The organism is Pseudomonas sp. R19M (assembly GCF_050312585.1).
Taxonomy (GTDB): Bacteria; Pseudomonadota; Gammaproteobacteria; order Pseudomonadales; family Pseudomonadaceae; genus Aquipseudomonas; species Aquipseudomonas palleroniana.
The window spans coordinates 11,986-24,506 of sequence record NZ_JBNPJV010000032.1; the positions used below are offsets into that span (position 1 = coordinate 11,986).

The 12,521-nt window shown below is 60.6% G+C and carries 10 protein-coding genes; 4 read left to right on the plus strand and 6 right to left on the minus strand.

All coding sequences use genetic code 11. The annotated features are described in order from the left end of the window. Positions 1-2 precede the first annotated feature (2 nt). The 4 genes from lspA to murJ all read right to left on the minus strand — a co-directional run bounded on the left by lspA (position 3) and on the right by murJ (position 5,947). On the minus strand, positions 3-512 hold the full coding sequence (lspA, locus tag ACQRBT_RS05320; RefSeq protein WP_060754850.1) for a signal peptidase II: 510 nt from the start codon (positions 510-512) through the stop codon (positions 3-5). Beyond that, entirely contained in the window at positions 505-3,336 is a 2,832-nt protein-coding gene (gene ileS, locus ACQRBT_RS05325) for an isoleucine--tRNA ligase (RefSeq protein ID WP_412046991.1), read from the minus strand. The genes lspA and ileS overlap by 8 nt, the downstream gene beginning before the upstream one ends. Positions 3,337-3,350: 14 nt before the next feature. After that, entirely contained in the window at positions 3,351-4,289 is a 939-nt protein-coding gene (ribF, locus tag ACQRBT_RS05330; protein WP_060754848.1) for a bifunctional riboflavin kinase/FAD synthetase, read from the minus strand. A gap of 119 nt (positions 4,290-4,408) precedes the next feature. Continuing rightward, the gene (murJ, locus tag ACQRBT_RS05335) at positions 4,409-5,947 is read right to left on the minus strand and encodes a murein biosynthesis integral membrane protein MurJ (protein ID WP_090366879.1); all 1,539 of its coding nucleotides are present in this window, start codon (positions 5,945-5,947) and stop codon (positions 4,409-4,411) included. A gap of 253 nt (positions 5,948-6,200) precedes the next feature. Here murJ and rpsT point away from each other — a divergent pair, with 253 nt between their 5' ends. Next, positions 6,201-6,479, plus strand: coding sequence for a 30S ribosomal protein S20 (gene rpsT, locus ACQRBT_RS05340; protein WP_060754846.1), 279 nt, complete (start codon positions 6,201-6,203; stop codon positions 6,477-6,479). Positions 6,480-6,660: 181 nt separating this feature from the next. On the opposite strand, the gene ACQRBT_RS05345 is transcribed toward rpsT, so the two are convergent. After that, positions 6,661-7,146, minus strand: a complete 486-nt coding sequence (locus ACQRBT_RS05345) for an FKBP-type peptidyl-prolyl cis-trans isomerase (protein WP_060754845.1) — start codon at positions 7,144-7,146, stop codon at positions 6,661-6,663. Positions 7,147-7,160: 14 nt separating this feature from the next. On the opposite strand from ACQRBT_RS05345, the gene ACQRBT_RS05350 reads away from it, so the two are divergent. From ACQRBT_RS05350 to ACQRBT_RS05360, 3 genes are read left to right on the plus strand one after another with little or no spacing between them, the layout of a single operon-like run. Beyond that, a complete protein-coding gene (locus ACQRBT_RS05350) occupies positions 7,161-7,454 on the plus strand; it encodes a DUF3565 domain-containing protein (RefSeq protein ID WP_081087021.1) in 294 nt (97 codons plus the stop codon). A gap of 60 nt (positions 7,455-7,514) precedes the next feature. Continuing rightward, positions 7,515-9,614 (plus strand): phosphate acetyltransferase, encoded by a 2,100-nt coding sequence (gene pta, locus ACQRBT_RS05355; RefSeq protein ID WP_060754844.1) that lies wholly within the window; start codon positions 7,515-7,517, stop codon positions 9,612-9,614. Beyond that, on the plus strand, positions 9,615-10,514 hold the full coding sequence (locus ACQRBT_RS05360; protein ID WP_412046990.1) for an acyltransferase: 900 nt from the start codon (positions 9,615-9,617) through the stop codon (positions 10,512-10,514). Between the two features lie 100 nt (positions 10,515-10,614). On the opposite strand, the gene cysN is transcribed toward ACQRBT_RS05360, so the two are convergent. Then, complete coding sequence (gene cysN / locus ACQRBT_RS05365) at positions 10,615-12,513, minus strand: sulfate adenylyltransferase subunit CysN (protein WP_412046989.1); 1,899 nt, start codon at positions 12,511-12,513, stop codon at positions 10,615-10,617. Positions 12,514-12,521: the final 8 nt, after the last annotated feature.

A 12,521-nucleotide genomic window follows, 5' to 3' on the forward strand; every position in this document is an offset into this window, starting at 1 on the left:
GATCAGTCATTGACGGTCTCTCCGGTTTTCTTGCTTTTGAACATGTCCAACGCCAGCATGATCGCACCGACGGTGATGGCGCTGTCGGCAAAGTTGAACGCCGGGAAGTACCAGCGGTTCTGCCAATGCACCAGGATAAAGTCGATCACATGGCCCAAGGCAATGCGGTCGTAGAGGTTGCCCAGCGCGCCGCCCAACACAAGGGCCAGGGCGATAGCCAGCCAGGTGTCATCGCGGCCAAGACGCTTGAGCCAAACTACCAGCACCGCACTGACTACCACGGCAATCAGGGCGAACAGCCAGCGCTGCCAGCCGCCGCTATCAGCCAAAAAGCTGAAAGCGGCGCCGGTGTTGTAGGCCAGGGTCCAGCTGAAGTAGTCCGGGATCACCACGATCTGCTGGAACATCTGCAGGGAGCCTTCGAAATGAGCCTTGCTGACCTGGTCGATGACCAGCACCAGCACACTCAGCACGAGCCAGCCCAGACGTCCGAAACGACTGGTGTTAGGCATAGTGGCGAACCTCACCAGCACCCGAGATGTTGTCGACGCAACGACCACAGATTTCCGGATGCTCAGGGTTCACACCGACGTCTTCACGGCAGTGCCAGCAACGGGCGCACTTGGCGAAGGCCGACTTGACCACTTTGAGCTTGAGGCCTGGCACTTCGGTGGCGACTGCATCCGCCGGGGCCTGGGCGAATGGCGCCAGGCTCGCGGTGGAGGTAATCAGCACGAAACGCAATTCGTTGCTCAGCTTGGCCAGATCGGCAGTCAGGCCTTCTTCGGCAAACAGAGTGACTTCGGCTTGCAGGTTGCCACCGACGGCCTTGGCCGCACGCTGAACTTCCAGCTCCTTGTTCACCGCAGCCTTGACGGCCATCACGCCTTCCCAGTACTCGCGGCCCAATTCGAAATCAGCCGGCAATTCGGTCAGACCTTCGTACCAGGTGTTGAGCATCACCGATTCGTTGCGCTCGCCTGGCAGGTACTCCCACAGCTCGTCGGCGGTGAAGGCCAGGATCGGCGCGATCCAGCGCACCAGCGCCTCACTGATGTGGTACAGCGCGGTCTGCGCCGAGCGACGGGCCTTGCTGTTGGCGCCGGTGGTGTACTGGCGGTCCTTGATGATGTCGAGGTAGAAACCACCCAACTCCTGCACGCAGAAGTTGTGGATCTTCGAGTAAACGTTCCAGAAGCGATATTCGCCGTAATGCTCCTGCAACTCGCGCTGCAGCAACAGGGTACGGTCCACGGCCCAACGGTCCAGGGCGAGCATGTCCTCGGCCGGCAGGATGTCGGTGGCCGGGTTGAAACCGGTCAGGTTCGACAGCAGGAAGCGTGCGGTGTTACGGATACGGCGGTAGGCGTCGGCACTGCGCTGCAGGATCTGCTCGGACACAGCCATCTCGCCCGAATAATCGGTCGAGGCCACCCACAGACGCATGATGTCGGCACCCAGGGTGTCGTTGACCTTTTGCGGCGCAATCACGTTGCCCAGCGACTTGGACATCTTGCGGCCGTTTTCATCCACCGTGAAACCGTGGGTCAACAGCTCGCGGTACGGAGCGTGGTTATCGATGGCGCAACCGGTCAGCAAGGAAGAGTGGAACCAGCCACGGTGCTGGTCCGAACCTTCCAGGTACAGGTCGGCACGAGGACCGGTCTCGTGGCCCATCGGGTGCGAACCACGCAGCACGTGCCAGTGGGTGGTACCCGAGTCGAACCACACGTCGAGGGTATCGCTGATCTTGTCGTACAACGGTGCTTCGTCGCCCAACAGTTCGGCGGCGTCAAGCTTGAACCAGGCTTCGATGCCTTCCTGTTCAACGCGTTGGGCCACGGCTTCCATCAGTTCAACGGTGCGTGGGTGCAGCTCGCCGCTTTCCTTGTTGAGGAAGAACGGGATCGGCACGCCCCAGTTACGCTGACGCGAGATGCACCAGTCCGGGCGGTTGGCGATCATCGAGTGCAGGCGCGCCTGGCCCCAGGCCGGGATGAAGCCGGTGTCTTCGATGGCCTTGAGCGAGCGCACACGCAGGGTGTCGCCGCTGGCCGGCTCTTTGTCCATGCCGATGAACCACTGCGCGGTGGCGCGGTAGATCAGCGGGGTCTTGTGACGCCAGCAGTGCATATAGCTGTGTTTGATGGTGTCGGACTTTATCAACGCACCGACTTCGCCCAGCTTCTCGATGATTGCGTGGTCGGCCTTGAAGATGAACTGGCCGCCAAAGAACTCCAGCGATGACACATACACGCCGTTGCTTTGCACCGGGTTGATGATGTCATCGTTGGTCAGGCCGTATTTCTTGCAGATCACAAAGTCGTCCACGCCATAGGCGGGCGAGCAGTGGACCACGCCGGTACCCGAGCCCAGCTCGACGTAGTCAGCCAGGTAAACCGGCGACAGACGGTCATAGAACGGGTGGCGGAAATTGATCAACTCCAGCGCGGAACCGGTGGTGGTGGCAATCACCGAACCCTGCAGCTCGTAACGGGCCAGGCAGGCTTCAACCATTTCCTCGGCCAGCACCAGCAGGCGGTCACCAACGTCCACCAAGGCGTAGGTGAACTCCGGGTGTACGTTCAGCGCCTGGTTGGCGGGGATGGTCCACGGGGTGGTGGTCCAGATCACGATGGCCGCTGGCTTGCCCAGGCTCGCCAGGCCAAAGGCCTCGGCCAGCTTGGCGTCGTCCGCGATCGGGAAGGCTACGTCGATGGTCGAGGACTTCTTGTCTTCGTACTCGACCTCCGCCTCGGCCAGGGCCGAACCGCAGTCGAAACACCAGTTCACGGGCTTGAGCCCCTTGAACACGAAGCCACCCTTGACGATCTCGGCCAAGGCACGGATTTCACCCGCCTCGTTCTTGAAGTCCATGGTCTTGTAGGGGTTGGCCCAGTCACCCAATACACCCAGGCGGATGAATTCGGACTTCTGCCCTTCGATCTGCTCGGTGGCGTAGGCACGGCACAGTTCGCGGGTTTTATCCGCGCCCAGGTTCTTGCCGTGGGTCACTTCGACCTTGTGCTCGATCGGCAGGCCGTGGCAGTCCCAACCCGGGACATAAGGCGCGTCGAAACCCGAAAGGGTCTTCGAGCGGATGATCATGTCCTTGAGAATTTTGTTCAGCGCATGACCGATGTGAATCGTGCCGTTGGCATAAGGAGGGCCGTCGTGCAGGACGAATTTCGGACGATCCTTGCCAATTTCGCGCAACTTTCCGTACAGGCCAATACTGTCCCAGCGCTGCAGGATCTGCGGTTCGCGCTGTGGCAGGCCGGCCTTCATTGGGAAGGCGGTGTCCGGAAGGTTTAGCGTGGCTTTATAGTCGGTCATTTAAGGCTCTTCGGTTAGCGATGGGCGCTAGGTGCGGCTAGTGCACGGGCGGCGGCGACATCCGCATTGATCGCCGTTTTCAACGCCTCAAGTGAGGCGAAACGCTGCTCTTCACGCAGCTTCTGGTGGAAAACCACCGTCAAACGCCGGTCATACAGATCACCGGCAAAATCCAAAAGGTGTACTTCCAGGTGGGCCTTGCCATCACCTGCAACCGTGGGCCTGACGCCTATGTTGGCGACTCCCGGCCACGATTGGCCGTCGATGTCGACGCTCACCAGGTAAACCCCGGTCAGCGGCACACGGCGGCGTTTGAGTTGCACGTTGGCGGTCGGCGTGCCCAGTTGGCGCGCCAGCTTCTGGCCGTGCAATACCCGTCCGGCAATGCGGAACGGACGACCGAGCAGACGCTCGGCCAAGGCGAAGTCGGCAGCGGCCAGTGCATTACGCACCTGGGTGCTGCTGACGCGCAGCCCGTCCAGTTCGACGGTTTGCGCGGCTTCGACGGTAAAGCCCTGGTTGACGCCGGCCTGTTGCAGGAAATCGAAATCCCCGACACGGTCGCAACCGAAACGGAAGTCGTCGCCGACCTCCAAGTGTTGCACACCCAGGCCATCCACCAGGATACGGTCGACGAATTCGGCGGCGCTAAGGCTTTGCAAACGCTGATTGAAGGCCAGGCAGAGGACTCGGTCCACGCCCTCTTCAGCCAGCAGTTGCAGTTTGTCGCGCAAGCGGGCCAGGCGGGCCGGCGCCGTTTGCGGGGTGAAAAACTCCCGCGGCTGTGGCTCGAAAATCACCACACAGCTGGGCACACCCAACTCGACCGCTCGCTCACGCAGCCGGGCCAGGATAGCCTGGTGACCACGGTGAACACCGTCAAAGTTGCCAATAGTGGCGACGCAGCCCCGATGCTGGGGGCGCAGGTTGTGGAGACCTCGAACCAGCTGCATAACGCGCTTCTTGCTCATAAAGTGGTCGATTATAACCACACCCGGCCCCGGACGACAGGCAACAGCGCAGGCCAAGTGGGTTGATTCGATAAAACACCGGTTTTATTGAGGCAAAGTCCCTAGTTCAGGGACTTGCGATTGAAATCCCGCAGCCGGAAGCCCTGCAGCAGCAACATGCCGAAGTAAACCACAACGCCCGCGACCACCAGCAGGCCCAGGCGCAGGAAGCGTTCCAGCATATGCCCTTCATCCCAGGCGGGCATGAAGTGCATCAAACCCAAGAGCACCGCCGACATCGCGCCCACCGCAACCACCAGCTTGAGCGCAAACAGGCCCCAGCCCGGTTGCGGCTGGAACATCTGCTGCTTGCGCAATTGATAGAACAGCAGGCCGGCATTGATACAGGCGCCGGCACTGATGGCCAGGGCCAGCCCGGCGTGCGCCAGCGGGCCGATGAATGCAAGGTTGAGCAATTGCGTGACAATCAGCGTGAAGATCGCGATTTTCACCGGCGTACGGATGTTTTGCTGAGCATAGAAGCCCGGCGCCAACACTTTGATCACGATGATGCCGAGCAGACCCACCGAATAGGCAATCAATGCGCGCTGGGTCATGGAGGCGTCAAACGCGCTGAATTGGCCGTACTGGAACAACGCCACCGTCAGCGGTTCAGCCAGGATTCCCAGGGCCAGGGCACAGGGCAGCACCAGCACGAAGCACAGGCGCAGCCCCCAGTCGAGAATACGCGAGTACTCCTGGCGGTCCTTACTGGCATAGGTGCGCGACAGGGTCGGTAGCAAAATCGTGCCCAGGGCCACACCGAGCACGCCGGACGGCAACTCCATCAGGCGATCGGCGTAGTACATCCACGACACCGAACCCGACACCAGCAACGAGGCGAAGGCAGTGTTGATGATCAGGGAAATCTGGCTGACCGATACCCCCAGGATCGCCGGCAACATGTTGCGCATCACGCGCCAGACACCGGTGTCCTTCAGGTTCAAGCGCGGCAGAACGAGCATGCCGATCTTTTTCAGGTGCGGCAGTTGGTACAACAACTGCGCCAGGCCACCGGCCAGCACCGCCCAGCCCAGAGCCATCACGGGTGGATCGAAGTACGGCGTGAGGAATACTGCGAAGATAATCATGCTCACGTTGAGCAAGGTCGGCACGAACGCCGGCACCGAGAACCGGTTCCAGGTATTCAGGATGGCGCCGGCCAGGGATGACAGCGAGATCAGCAATATATAAGGAAAGGTCACCCGCAGCAGATCAGTGGTCAGCGCGAATTTTTCCGGCGTATTGGCAAAACCCGGCGCCGTGGCCCAAATCACCCAGGGTGCAGCGAGCATGCCGGCAATGGTGACCAACATCAAAACCAGCGTCAGCAGGCCCGAGACGTAGGCAATGAAGGTACGGGTTGCCTCCTCGCCCTGCTGGGTCTTGTATTCCGCCAGGATCGGCACGAAGGCCTGGGAAAATGCGCCCTCGGCGAAGATCCGGCGCAGCAGGTTGGGCAGTTTGAAGGCGATAAAGAAGGCGTCCGTGGCCATGCTGGCGCCGAAAATGCGCGCCAACAGAGTGTCACGCACAAACCCCAATACCCGGGAGATCATCGTGATAGAGCTGACCGCAGCCAACGATTTGAGCAGATTCATCGAAAGAGTTTGCGCCTATAGATAAACAGCAGGCGAACAAAGCGCCCACTTATGCGATACTGCGCGCCTGCAACAGCACAGAGCCAAAGCTCGCGAGTTTACAGGTCAAGCGCCGGAAATAAATCACCCGCCTCTTCAGATCGACCACTCAGCAGTTCGCATCAGCCGCCCTTGACAACCCAACAAGTCATCGGCATGATTCGCGGCCTATTTTGTTTGCTATTTCCTAAAAAGTCTTTCGAGGAGCTCGACGGTGGCCAACACACCTTCCGCCAAAAAACGTGCAAAACAGGCTGAGAAGCGTCGCAGCCACAACGCCAGCCTGCGTTCCATGGTTCGTACCTACATCAAGAATGTAGTTAAAGCCATCGACACCAAAGACGCTGCAAAAGCTCAAGCTGCTTACGTTCTGGCTGTGCCTGTTATCGACCGTATGGCCGATAAAGGCATCATCCACAAGAACAAAGCCGCTCGTCACAAGAGCCGCCTGAATGGCCACATCAAGGCTCTGAACGTAGCTGCTGCTGCCTAAGTGGTAACAACTGCAACGCTGGTTTACCGGCGTAACAGTTAAGAAATGCCCCGTACCGAAAGGTCCGGGGCATTTTTGTTTGTGCCTGAAAATCATAGAAACCCGCCCACCATGAAATGCAGGCAAAAAAACGCCCCGAACCAGTCGGGGCGTTTTTGCTACCAGCCGATCAATGCATCAATCAGTGGTGATGACCGCCTTCACCGTGGACGTGACCGTGAGCCACTTCTTCCTGGGAGGCGTCGCGAATGGCAACGATCTTCACTTTGAAGTTCAGGCGCTGGCCAGCCAGAGGGTGGTTACCGTCGACAGTCACGTCATCGCCATCCAGATCGCGGATAGTGACGATCTGCATTTGGCCGTCCGGTGCGGAGGCGTGGAACTGCATGCCCACTTCCAGCTCGTCGACGCCTTCGAACATGCTGCGGCTCAGGGTGCTGACCAGCTCGGCGGAGTATTCGCCGTAGGCATCTTCAGGTTCAACGGCAACGGTCAGCTCATCGCCGACGCTCTTGCCTTCCAGGGCCTTCTCCAGGCCCGGGATGATGTTGCCTGCGCCTTGCAGGTAGACCAGCGGCGCGCCGCCGGCTGAGCTGTCGATGACCTCACCAGCGTCGTTGGTCAGGGTATAGTCGATGGAGACAGCCTTGTTAGCGGCGATCGTCATGGGGGCGAGACCTTTTGCATAAGAATGAAGAACGGACAAGTCTAAACAAGGATTTGCCCGAAAGCGAACAGAACCCGGACCAACGGGACCGACCAACGGTATCCCTAATCATCGGGTTCCACCAGGATGACGATCAGCATTGGGTCGCCGAGCTCTCCTGCGGCCACACCCAGCACCTGCGCCACCAGCCACCCTGGCAGTCCCGAGGCTGGGTACTCGATACCACGCAACGCCTTGAAAAAATAGGCCAACCCTTTGCCTGCGGCTGGTGTGCGCAAGGGTCGAATAACGATAATCTTGATGCCTGATTCCCGGCAGGTGCTCAACCATAGAGCACCACCGAAGCCATGCACCTCCAGAGAATTCGCATGCAGACTTTTTTTATCGCGCCCACCGATTTTGGTGTGGGTCTGACCTCCATCAGCCTCGGGCTGGTGCGTACCCTTGAGCGAGCCGGACTGAAAGTCGGCTTCTTCAAACCGATTGCCCAGCCGCACCCTGGCGACACGGGCCCCGAGCGCTCCACCGAACTGGTGGCGCGCACCCACGGCCTGAAACCACCCCAACCCCTGGGCCTGGCCCACGTTGAGCGCATGCTTGGCGACGGCCAGCTCGATGAGCTGCTCGAGGAAATCATCACCCTGTATCAGCAAGCCGCCGTGGGCAAGGACGTGTTGATCGTCGAAGGCATGGTGCCGACCCGCAGCGCCAGCTACGCGGCGCGAGTCAACCTGCACCTGGCCAAAAGCCTCGATGCCGAGGTGATCCTCGTGTCCGCCCCGGAGAACGAAGTACTCACCGAGCTTTCCGGCCGGGTCGAATTGCAGGCGCAACTGTTCGGCGGCCCGAAAGATCCGAAGGTACTGGGCGTGATCCTCAACAAAGTGCGCACCGACGAAAGCATGGAAGCCTTCTCGGCGCGCCTGAAAGAACATTCGCCGTTACTGCGCAGTGGGGATTTCCGCCTGCTCGGCTGCATCCCCTACCAACCCGAGCTCAACGCTCCGCGCACCCGCGACGTCGCCGACCTGATGGGCGCGCAGATCCTCAACGCCGGCGACTATGAAAGCCGGCGCATGACCAAAATCATCATCTGCGCGCGCACCATGCGCAACACTGTGGAACTGCTCAAGCCTGGCGTGCTGGTGGTGACGCCAGGTGATCGCGACGACATCATCCTCGCCGTCAGCCTCGCGGCGATCAACGGCGTGCCCCTGGCCGGGCTGCTGCTGACCAGCGACACCCTGCCCGACCCGCGCATCATGGATTTGTGCCGTGGCGCGCTCCAGGCCGGGCTGCCGGTGTTGTCGGTAAGCACCGGTTCCTACGACACGGCGAACCTGCTCAACAGCCTCAACAAGGAAATCCCGATCGACGACCGCGAGCGCGCCGAGATCATCACCGATTTCGTCGCCAGCCACCTGGATGCACGCTGGCTGCACCAACGTTGCGGTACGCCACGGGAAATGCGCCTGTCGCCGGCGGTGTTCCGTTATCAGCTGATCCAACGCGCCCAGACCGCCAACAAGCGCATCGTGTTGCCCGAGGGCAGCGAACCGCTGACCGTACAAGCAGCCGCCATCTGCCAGGCCCGCGGCATTGCGCGCTGTGTGCTGCTGGCCAAGCCTTCGGATGTGGAGGCCGTCGCCCGCGCCCAGGGTATCGAATTGCCCGAGGGCCTGGAGATTCTCGACCCGGACCTGATACGCCAGCGCTACGTCGAACCCATGGTTGCGCTACGCAAGAGCAAAAGCCTCAACGCGCCGATGGCCGAGCAGCAACTGGAAGACAACGTGGTGATCGCCACCATGATGCTCGCGCTGGATGAAGTGGACGGCCTGGTGTCCGGCGTCATTCATTCCACCGCCAATACCATCCGCCCGGCCCTGCAGCTGATTAAGACCGCGCCGGGCTGCACGCTGGTGTCGTCGGTATTCTTCATGCTGTTCCCCGAACAGGTGCTGGTGTACGGCGACTGCGTCATGAACCCGCACCCGAGCGCGGCCGAACTGGCCGAGATCGCGCTGCAAAGCGCCGACTCGGCCGCCGCGTTCGGCATCACCCCGCGCGTGGCGATGATCAGCTACTCCAGCGGTGATTCAGCCAGCGGCGAGGAGGTGGAAAAAGTCCGCGAAGCCACCCTGCTCGCCCACGAACAGCAAAGCTCGCTGCTGATCGATGGCCCGTTGCAGTACGACGCCGCCGCCAACGAAACCGTCGCTCGGCAACTGGCGCCCAATAGCCAGGTCGCCGGTAAAGCCACCGTCTTCGTGTTCCCGGACCTGAACACCGGCAACACCACGCACAAGGCCGTGCAGCGCAGCGCCGACTGTGTGAGCCTGGGGCCGATGCTCCAGGGCTTGCGCAAACCGGTGAACGACCTGCCACGCGGCGCTCAAGTCGACGACATCGTGTACACCATCGCACTGACTGCGATCCAAGCCGCCAACCGCCCCATGGATATTTAAATGCTGGATTTTCTACCTGCCGCCGTGCGCGGGGTCATTGCTTCGCTGCTGCTGGCGCTGAACACGATCCTGCTGTGTTCGTTCCTGTTTATCGTGGCCCTGTTCAAGGCGCTGCCGTTTGCCAAGCGCTTCAGTGAGTGGCTGATGAACCACACCCATGAAGCCTGGGTCACCAACAACAAAGGCTGGATGAACCTGGTGCAGCGTACTCGCTGGCACCTGTCCGGCCTTGAGGGCCTGGACTACCAACACTCCTACCTGGTGACCAGCAACCATCAGAGCTGGGTCGACATCATGGTGTTGCAATACGTGCTCAACCGGCGGATTCGCCCGTTGAAATTTTTCCTCAAGCAGGAGCTGATCTGGGTACCGGTGATTGGCCTGGCGTGGTGGGCGTTGGGCTTCCCGTTCATGAAGCGCTACACCAAGGCTTACCTGGAAAAGCACCCGGAGAAGAAAGGCAAAGACCTGGAAACCACCCGCAAGACCTGCGCGAAGTTTCGTGACAACCCCGTGGGCATCTTCAACTTTGCCGAAGGCACACGGTTTACCCCTGGCAAGCACGCGCAGCAGAATTCACCCTTTCGCTACCTGCTCAAGCCTAAAGCCGGTGGGATTGCGTTTGTGCTGGATGCGATGGGCGAGCAACTGAAGTCACTGGTCAACGTCACCATTCATTACCCGGCCGGGAGCCCGGGGTATTGGGACTTGCTCTGCGGAAATTTGAAGGACGTGGTGGTGCAGTTTGAAGAAGTGCAGATCCCCGCCGCGTTCATCGGCAAGAACTACGAGCAGGATGGGGAGTATCGAACCGCATTCCAGGGCTGGATCAACCAACTCTGGAAGGACAAGGATGCGCTGCTGGACAAGCTGCACACAGAGCACCCAGGCAAAAGGTAATCAAACCTGTGGCAGGGGGCTTGCTCCCGATAGCTGTGGATCAGCCACAAATGGTAATGGCTGATGTACCGCTATCGGGAGCAAGCCCCCTCCCACATTTTTAGATCGCGCCGCGCTGACGCAACAGCTCCAGCACTTGCTTGACGCTCTCTTCCAGCGACAGGGCCTGGGTGTCGATCACCAGATCGGCGTTCAACGGCACGTCATACGGGAAGGATTCGCCAGGGATATTATCCCCACCGGCAGCGTACAAACCTTGCGGATCACGCTCGGCGCACACCAGCGGCGACGCTTGCACATAGACGGTCAGCAGGCGGTCGGCGCCGATCAGCGCCTTGGCCTGTTCACGGCCTTCGGCATCCGGCGCAACGAACGCGGCCAGGGTCAGCAGGCCGGCCTCGTTGAACTGGCGCGCCACGTGGGCGGCACGCCGCCAATTTTCAGTGCGACCGGCACGGTCCTGCGGCAGCCCTTTGTTTAGGTCGTGACGCAGGTTCTGGCCATCCAGCACGAACACTGCACGCCCCATGTCGAACAGCTTGCGCTCAACCGCGTAGGCCAAGGTGCTTTTGCCGGCGCCCGACAGGCCGCTGAACAACACGGTGGCCGGCTGTTGGCCGAAGCGCAACGCACGCTCTTCGGTAGAAACATGCGCCAATTTGCCGTGCTGCGCCGCACCGCCATGACCCACCGGCGGCGCGATGATCATGCCGGCAGCCACGGTGCCATTGGTCAAACGGTCGATGACGATAAACGCACCCGTGGTGCGGTTGCTGTCGTAGCCGTCCAGGGCAATGGCGGCGTCGAGGCTGACCTTGACCCGGCTAATCTCATTGAGTTGCAGCGAACTCGCCGGGCCTTCGGCCAGGGTGTTCACGTCCACGCGGTGCACGATGCTGGTGATGGAACCCGGCACATAGCTGGTGGCGCGCTTGATGTCGTATTTCTTGCCCGGCAGCATCGGCTCTTCAGCCATCCAGACCAGCATGGCGTCGAAGGCGTCGGTCACTTGCGGCACGTTGTCGGCATGTACCAGCAGGTCGCCACGGGAGATGTCGATCTCGTCTTCCATGGTCAGGGTCACGGCCTGGCCCGGGCCTGCGTGCTCCAGCTCGCCTTCGAAGGTGACGATGGATTTGACGCGGCTGCTCTTGCCCGAAGGCAGCACCACCACTTCGTCGCCCTTGTGCACAATGCCGCTGGCCAGGGTGCCGGCAAAACCACGGAAGTTCAGGTTCGGACGGTTGACGTACTGCACCGGGAAACGTAAATCGGTGTAGTTGCGGTCGTTGGCGATCTCGACGGTTTCTAGGATCTCCATCAGCGACTGGCCGGTGTACCAGGGCGAACGCTCGCTCTTGTTCACCACGTTGTCGCCCTTGAGCGCGGACATCGGCACGAATGCCAGGGTGCTCGGCTTGAAGGCGATACCCTCGGCGAACTTCAGGTAATCGGCCTTGATCTGCTCGAATACACCTTGGTCAAAGCCATTGATGTCCATCTTGTTGACGGCCACCACGATGTGTTTGATCCCCAGCAACGAGGCGATAAAGCTGTGGCGACGGGTCTGGGTCTGCACGCCGTAGCGCGCATCGATCAGAATGATCGCCAGATCACAGGTGGATGCACCGGTGGCCATGTTGCGGGTGTACTGCTCATGGCCGGGAGTGTCGGCGATGATGAATTTGCGCTTGGCGGTGGAGAAATAGCGGTAGGCAACATCGATGGTGATGCCCTGCTCACGCTCAGCCTGCAAGCCGTCGACCAGCAAGGCCAGGTCGATGTCGTCACCGGTGGTGCCGACCTTCTTCGAATCGCGGGTGATGGCTTCCAGGTGATCTTCGTAGATCATTTTGGAGTCGTGCAGCAGGCGCCCGATCAGGGTGCTCTTGCCGTCGTCGACGTTGCCGCAGGTCAGGAAGCGCAACATTTCCTTGCGCTCGTGCTGGCCCAGGTAGGCGAGGATGTCCTCGCTGATCAAATCAGATTGATGCGACATGACAGCCC

Excerpts from the sequence above, each read along its gene's own strand:
- ACQRBT_RS05345 (WP_060754845.1), bottom strand. The coding sequence starts at position 7,146 with ATGACGATCGCCGCTAACAAGGCTGTCTCCATCGACTATACCCTGACC.
- ribF (WP_060754848.1), bottom strand. The coding sequence starts at position 4,289 with ATGCAGCTGGTTCGAGGTCTCCACAACCTGCGCCCCCAGCATCGGGGC.
- ileS (WP_412046991.1), bottom strand. The coding sequence starts at position 3,336 with ATGACCGACTATAAAGCCACGCTAAACCTTCCGGACACCGCCTTCCCA.
- murJ (WP_090366879.1), bottom strand. The coding sequence starts at position 5,947 with ATGAATCTGCTCAAATCGTTGGCTGCGGTCAGCTCTATCACGATGATC.
- lspA (WP_060754850.1), bottom strand. The coding sequence starts at position 512 with ATGCCTAACACCAGTCGTTTCGGACGTCTGGGCTGGCTCGTGCTGAGT.
- cysN (WP_412046989.1), bottom strand. The coding sequence starts at position 12,513 with ATGTCGCATCAATCTGATTTGATCAGCGAGGACATCCTCGCCTACCTG.
- ACQRBT_RS05360 (WP_412046990.1), top strand. The coding sequence starts at position 9,615 with ATGCTGGATTTTCTACCTGCCGCCGTGCGCGGGGTCATTGCTTCGCTG.
- pta (WP_060754844.1), top strand. The coding sequence starts at position 7,515 with ATGCAGACTTTTTTTATCGCGCCCACCGATTTTGGTGTGGGTCTGACC.